The organism is Aliterella sp. E5.1, assembly GCF_057473825.1.
In genome coordinates, this window is record NZ_JBYCCV010000044.1 from 24,546 (window position 1) to 30,545 (window position 6,000).

General features: G+C 44.0%; 9 protein-coding genes. 6 read left to right on the forward strand and 3 right to left on the reverse strand.

All coding sequences use genetic code 11. The features are described from left to right. Positions 1-137: 137 nt before the first annotated feature. Genes AC2VE5_RS14815 through AC2VE5_RS14825 form a run of 3 tightly spaced genes read right to left on the reverse strand, consistent with a single transcriptional unit; the run spans position 138 to position 3,508 of the window. On the reverse strand, positions 138-1,334 hold the full coding sequence (locus tag AC2VE5_RS14815; RefSeq protein WP_486888507.1) for a 4-hydroxy-3-methylbut-2-enyl diphosphate reductase: 1,197 nt from the start codon (positions 1,332-1,334) through the stop codon (positions 138-140). A gap of 55 nt (positions 1,335-1,389) precedes the next feature. Next, entirely contained in the window at positions 1,390-2,472 is a 1,083-nt protein-coding gene (locus AC2VE5_RS14820) for an N-acetyltransferase DgcN family protein (RefSeq protein ID WP_486888508.1), read from the reverse strand. Beyond that, positions 2,456-3,508 carry a dipeptide epimerase gene (locus AC2VE5_RS14825; RefSeq protein WP_486888509.1) on the reverse strand — a complete coding sequence of 351 codons (1,053 nt, stop codon included), beginning with the start codon at positions 3,506-3,508 and terminating at the stop codon, positions 2,456-2,458. Before AC2VE5_RS14825 ends, AC2VE5_RS14820 begins: the two co-directional genes overlap by 17 nt. 94 nt (positions 3,509-3,602) lie before the next feature. Here AC2VE5_RS14825 and AC2VE5_RS14830 point away from each other — a divergent pair, with 94 nt between their 5' ends. The 6 genes from AC2VE5_RS14830 to AC2VE5_RS14855 all read left to right on the forward strand — a co-directional run bounded on the left by AC2VE5_RS14830 (position 3,603) and on the right by AC2VE5_RS14855 (position 5,865). Then, complete coding sequence (locus AC2VE5_RS14830) at positions 3,603-3,944, forward strand: restriction endonuclease subunit S (RefSeq protein WP_486888510.1); 342 nt, start codon at positions 3,603-3,605, stop codon at positions 3,942-3,944. 26 nt (positions 3,945-3,970) lie between these two features. Next, positions 3,971-4,339: an FHA domain-containing protein gene (locus AC2VE5_RS14835; RefSeq protein WP_486888518.1), complete on the forward strand. Its 369-nt coding sequence runs from the start codon at positions 3,971-3,973 to the stop codon at positions 4,337-4,339. Between the two features lie 121 nt (positions 4,340-4,460). Further along, a complete protein-coding gene (locus AC2VE5_RS14840; protein ID WP_486888512.1) occupies positions 4,461-4,685 on the forward strand; it encodes a hypothetical protein in 225 nt (74 codons plus the stop codon). A gap of 32 nt (positions 4,686-4,717) precedes the next feature. After that, complete coding sequence (locus AC2VE5_RS14845; protein WP_486888513.1) at positions 4,718-5,191, forward strand: hypothetical protein; 474 nt, start codon at positions 4,718-4,720, stop codon at positions 5,189-5,191. Further along, the gene (locus tag AC2VE5_RS14850; RefSeq protein ID WP_486888514.1) at positions 5,188-5,376 is read left to right on the forward strand and encodes a hypothetical protein; all 189 of its coding nucleotides are present in this window, start codon (positions 5,188-5,190) and stop codon (positions 5,374-5,376) included. Before AC2VE5_RS14845 ends, AC2VE5_RS14850 begins: the two co-directional genes overlap by 4 nt. Positions 5,377-5,451: 75 nt before the next feature. After that, positions 5,452-5,865 (forward strand): hypothetical protein, encoded by a 414-nt coding sequence (locus AC2VE5_RS14855; RefSeq protein WP_486888515.1) that lies wholly within the window; start codon positions 5,452-5,454, stop codon positions 5,863-5,865. Positions 5,866-6,000 lie beyond the last annotated feature (135 nt).

Consider the following 6,000-nt stretch of genomic DNA (forward strand, 5'->3'; position numbering starts at 1 on the left):
TAAAGTCTCAGTCTTAGCACTAATAGCAAATAAGCCTCCAAGTGTTGAACATGGAGACTTATTTGTAACTCTGCCTCTGAGCAATATACAGGAAATTAATAGTTTTTAGCTAAATGCGTAGCAAGTGCAAAGCAAAATTAATTATCTGCTTTTAAGGCAAAAATCCTCTCTACAATATCTGCTACAACTATATCCGGAGTAGAAGCTCCTGAAGTCACTCCGATTGTAATTGCACGCTTTGGTAGCCAATGCTGAGTTACTTGCAAGTTACCATCAAGTAAGCGATGCTCGATGCCATTAGCATCAATGCGCTCGGCGCAGTCGATGTGATAAGAAGCAATACCCCTCTCTACAGCGATTTCTTGCAAGTGGGTAGTATTAGAAGAATTAAAACCACCAATAACTACCATCAAATCTAGCTTTTCTTCTACAAGCTGAAACATCGCATCTTGACGTTCTTGGGTAGCATCGCAAATAGTATTGAAGGTTTGAAAATGCTCGGTTAGTTTGCTAGGACCATATTTTCGCATCATTGTCCGCTCAAATAGCTTGCCAATAAGCTCGGTTTCACTTTTGAGCATGGTAGTTTGATTTGCAATGCCAATTTGTTTTAAGTCTTCATCGGGGTTAAATCCTTCCGAATGAGCGCGGCTAAACTTAGTCATAAATTCGGCTGCGTCGCCGCCATTAAGAATGTAAGACGCTACATATTCCGCTTGTTCGAGATTGAGGACGATTAAATATTTACCAGCAAAAGAACTTGTAGCGATCGTTTCTTCGTGGTTGTACTTGCCGTGAATAATTGACGTATAATCGCCTTTTTTGTGCTTTTCAACGGTATTCCAAACCTTAGAAACCCATGGACAGGTAGTATCGACGATTTTACAACCTTTATCGTTGAGTAACTGCATTTCTTGGACGCTTGCACCGAAGGCGGGAAGAATAACTACATCGCCAGCATTGACAACAGAAAAGTCTTTATTACCGTTAGTTACTTCAATAAATTGCACCTGCATCTCGCGCAAACGCTGATTTACCGAAGGGTTATGAATAATCTCGTTAGTAATCCAAATTTGTTCGGTAGGAAAATGCTGGCGGGTTTCGTAAGCCATTGCTACAGCGCGTTCTACCCCCCAACAAAAGCCAAAAGACTCCGCTAAACGGATAGTGACATCGCCGCGCGTAAGAGTATAGTTATTGTCGCGAATAAGCTGAACTAAATTGCTTTGATACTCTGATTTCAACAATGTAGCAACTTCGGCAGCTTTACCAAAACCTTTACGGTGGTAGTTTTCCGAATGTTGGAGCGACTTTTTAAAAGCTTTTGTATCCATTATTAATACGCCTTGAGGCAAATTTAGATTAAATAGAATCTATGCAAATTGTAGACTAATTCGATTTACCAGCATTTAATAAAGTTTCTGCACCAAAACGCACGGGATCGGTGCAAGCTAATTGTGTTTCTTCCTGAACTTGCGCGATCGCCTTTCGTGCCATATTTTCGTCCAAGTGCGCCGTATTAAGCGCGATCGCTTTCACCTCCACCGCCTTAAACGCTCCCCCCGCCGTCGCCACTGTTTCATAGAGCTTGACGACTTCTGTAAGCGGTGGAATCAATACATTTGGATGATTGCGAATATTACTTTGTCCCGCACGGTGAACTAAAATTAGCGCCGTTGGTTGCGTACCCCGAATTAAAGGTAAAGTTGCCGTAGAACCGGGATGTAGAAGCGATCCTTGTCCTTCTACGTGCAAAATATCGCAATCACCATAACGCATGACTAATTGTTCTACCGCGCCTGCGGCATAATCTACGCGCACCGCATCTAAAGCTACACCATCGCCGGAGATCATGATCCCCGTTTGTCCAGTAGCGAGAAAATTAGATCGCATTCCCTGTTTTTGAGAGGCTTTGTGTAATTCTAAGCTAGTGGACATTTTGCCAATTCCCATATCCGTACCGACGGTAAGGAAGCGCTGACAAGAGAGAGTTTGCGCTTTAGCACTAGCAACTTCTATATTGGCGGGTTCTTGTCTGACATCCCAAATCCATTGTCCAGGTTTGATTGCTTGCAATTCTGGCATAGTTGCCATTGGAGTATGCAAACCATTAACAATCGATAAACCTGCACTTACAGCTTGCTGAATTTCTGCCAACCATTCAACGGGTAATACTCCCCCAGAGGGTGCAATCCCAATTACTAATACTTCTGGCGCATAATTTAAGGCTTCATCTATAGTTGCAACAATTGGCACATCGCGAGCAATTCCCGTCAATTGCGCTAAAGATTCCCCCGCACACTGGCGATCGATTACAGCGACAATAGAGGCATCGCTAAACCGCAGCAGTGCTAAACCCGTTTTGCCATAAACGCCTTTAACCCCATCATGGAGCAAAATAGCAACTTTTTTTTGGAAAAGCTTGGGGGATGCTTCCCCCCAACTTTCCGCACTGTCAATTCCCAACCGCACGGCGTTCTACTCCCAAACCTGGTTTATTATTAAGCTGCAATCTTCCTTGTTGCATTATTGCACCGCTAAAAGGATCGTCTGTTAAATTCAAGTGACTATCCAAGTCGAGATAATCAGCTAGAGGCGACAAGTGGGCGGCGGCGGTATTGGCAAGGGTACTATCAGAATAGCAACCAAACATTACTTGCAATCCGTAAGCTTTGGCAGTGTGTACCATCCGCAGCGCTTCACTCAATCCGCCAGCTTTCATTAACTTGATATTAATTCCATCTACAGAGTTGGCAAGTAAAGGAATGTCTGCGCTAGTCATGCAGCTTTCATCAACAAATATTGGTAAAGGCGATCGCTTTTTTAATTCTAGGAGTTTATTTTCCTCTCCTCTTGGCAATGGTTGTTCTACATACTTCACTCCCAAATCTACAAGCCAATCGCACATTGCAGTTGCGTCTTCCACACTCCAACCACCATTAGCATCAACAAACACTTCTTGGTTTGGTGCTACTTCTTGCACGGCTAATAGCATTGCTTTATCGGCTGCAATCCCGGCGGTACTTCCTAGCTTGATTTTCAATACTTTTATATCTAATAGTTGCAACCAATCAATTACTCGTTCTTGCGCTTTTTCGGGGGAATTGATGCCAATTGTGACCGAAGTTGGGACAATGCGATCGCGATCTAATCCCCACAACTGCCATAAAGGTAACTGTACCTGTTTTCCCAACCAGTCATGCAAAGTCATATCTATCGCCGCTTGCGCCGAAGAAGGAATCGAGTTAGATTGCAATACTTGGTCAATTTGTTGCCTTTGCAAAGGATGAAAAGCACTTAGAATTGGTGCAACTTTTTCTAATGCCTCTTTGAGCGTTTCCGTAGATTGACTATGGTTTCCTAAACAAAAAGGCGAAGCTTCTCCCCAGCCTTCAATACCATCCGAGGCTACTTTCACCCAAATATTAGTTGTTTGCGCCGTTGTACCGCGACTAATAGTTAAAGGAAAACGCTTATTTACGGTGAATAATTCAGTTGTAATTTGCATAAGTTAGGTAAAAGTGCGATCGCCAGGGCAAATTTCAGCCAACTTTAAATGATATGCTAATAAACCTCAATTGCGAGTGATTTTTGCAAAATAGATGCCAATTCCACCAAATCTTGCCGCTTTAGTTGACAGACTCAACCAAGAACTTAATTCAATTGAACAAGATACACTAGAGGGATTGAGCTTAACTCGTTTAGCACTATCTCGCTTTTCTAATAATGCTATACTAATTCAATATTTTGCTTATCTTAATTCTGCTCTGCTATTTGTAGAAACTTTTAAAAGCCAAGTTCAAATTACAGTTGAACCACTTTTATCTGCACCTATAGCTTTTGGTAGAGAAGCTGGTCAAATTCCGCCAACCATTAACGATCAACCAGTCTCGCCCATTATTCTTGCAAGTAAAGTAAACAAGTTTCTCGCTTTCATGCCTTAATTGTCTCCAATAACAGGCAACTAACCATCGAAGATCGTAGCGCCAATGGTACTTTGATAAATGGCGAACGGATAACTCAGTCTAGCCGTCCTTTAAATAGTGGCGACACTCTCAAACTCGGCGCTTACGAAATTACCGTAACGATTGAGTCGATGGTAAATAATGTTGATGCGACAGAAGTTGTTATCGGCGACCCTTCTGCAACCGAGTTTATAGTTCCGTCTTCAACAATTGTTTTAACCCAGAAACCAACATTCTGGAAGCTCAAGCAATTATCCCCCAAGAAATTAGCACTCCTGGTAGTAGTTTTCCCCCGTCGTGTTTTGCTGCCGAAAAAATCTCTATTGCTGATATTAATGCCGCAGGTTTGCCCATTGAAGAAAGCGACTATGTAAGCTTAGGCGCGGGGATGGGTAGCTTTACTTGGGTTGATACAATGCGCTGCTTTGGGGTAAAAGCCGAGCAAATTGTGGTGTTAGGGATTGAGAAAAAGCCCTACGGTCGCTATCAACGTTTGTGCCAAAACTCGCAAATTCCCCCCCCCACGAGCGGCTGCGCTCTGGTTCTGACTCCTGCCCAGATAATATTTGGGGTTGGCCGGGGTATGCTTGGCGAGAGTCTTTTAAAGAGTTTTTTAGAGGACAAGTTGGCTCGTCAATTAAGCACCTATGGCAAGTATTTTCTGAACCCGTGTTGGAGACACCTATACGCCAAAGTCGGGCGATGTATTTGCTTCGGTAGACCGCAAAGCGGAACGAATTGGCTGGGACAAAATGCTGCGTTACGGTCGCTTCCGGGCAATTCGCAAAACTGAAGATGGTCGCTATGTGATTGCTTATTCTCGCACTCAAGGCGATCGCCAAGATCATCGCTTTTTAATCACTCGCTACATCCACATGGCTCCAGGCTATCCAGCGATTAAGTTCTTGCCAGATTTGCAAGCTTACCGCGAAAAGTACCGCGATTTTAAATCAGTAGTCAATGCTTACGAAGAACACGAACACGTCTACAAGCAGTTAATTACCAAAGGTGGAAGCATTATTGTCCGGGGTAGAGGAATTGTGGCTTCGCGAATTATCCAGCGCATATCAGAAATTCGCCGCCAAAATCCAAATGTAACAGTTCTGCATTTAATGCGATCGCCCAAACCTGAAGGTAATAAGTTTGGAGTCGCTCAGCGCAAAACGAAAATCAGTGGGAATTTCAGCCCTACAACTGGCCCAAAGGTACATGGGGCGGTGATATGAAGAAACGGCTAGAAGAAGGTAGTCCTGTCGAACGCCAGCGCTTGCTCACCGACTGGGGAGGTACTACTACCGCCGATCGCTCGGACTGGAAGAAGATTGTCAGTACCGGACTGCAAGAAGGTTGGTATGCGATCGCTTTTGGTAAGGTTGACCGAGTTGAGCAAGACGAGAAAGGGCGTTTATAGCGGTTCGCACTTGAGTGCAGTACACCTTAAGCATGACCTCACAGTAATTAAATCCTAAAGCTGTACTTTATCGGAATGAGAACTGCTGTAGTTACCTACTTGGAAACCAGCAATATTAAAGGTGAAAGCAAGCTCAATGCTGACTTTATTATCGACTCTACGGGACTAGATGCTAAGCCATCGGAAAGTCCTTTCCTCAATGACTTGGTTACTCATTACAGCTTACCGCTCAATCCTTTAGGACGGTTGCACGTCGCTAACGATTTTGAACTTGTAGAGATGCCCAACGATCGCGCTCGGATGTATGCAGCCGGGGTAATGACTTTAGGCGGCCCTTACGCACCCGTAGATACCTTTTTAGGGTTGCAGTACGCGGCGCAGTGTGCCGCCGACGGTTTAGCAAGAGCGCGCGCTCCAAGAGCAAGCCACCTCAATGGTTTGGGTTCTTTCATTCAATGGATTAAGTGGGCAACTAATCAAACACCATGACACCTATTTTATTAACCCGGCAATAATTGACAGTACAGTTGTTTAGGCAGCATAAGTAATGAATGGATGCTGGAAATACTTGACAATTCGAGTCGGTAACTTTTGCAGTTTGAATAGATGTGAGCGAAGCCGCCC

What these genes read in the sequence shown, in the direction of transcription:
- AC2VE5_RS14850 (WP_486888514.1), top strand. Translation starts at nt 5,188, where the DNA reads ATGAAGAAACGGCTAGAAGAAGGTAGTCCTGTCGAACGCCAGCGCTTG.
- AC2VE5_RS14825 (WP_486888509.1), bottom strand. Translation starts at nt 3,508, where the DNA reads ATGCAAATTACAACTGAATTATTCACCGTAAATAAGCGTTTTCCTTTA.
- AC2VE5_RS14845 (WP_486888513.1), top strand. Translation starts at nt 4,718, where the DNA reads ATGCTGCGTTACGGTCGCTTCCGGGCAATTCGCAAAACTGAAGATGGT.
- AC2VE5_RS14830 (WP_486888510.1), top strand. Translation starts at nt 3,603, where the DNA reads ATGCCAATTCCACCAAATCTTGCCGCTTTAGTTGACAGACTCAACCAA.
- AC2VE5_RS14855 (WP_486888515.1), top strand. Translation starts at nt 5,452, where the DNA reads ATGAGAACTGCTGTAGTTACCTACTTGGAAACCAGCAATATTAAAGGT.
- AC2VE5_RS14815 (WP_486888507.1), bottom strand. Translation starts at nt 1,334, where the DNA reads ATGGATACAAAAGCTTTTAAAAAGTCGCTCCAACATTCGGAAAACTAC.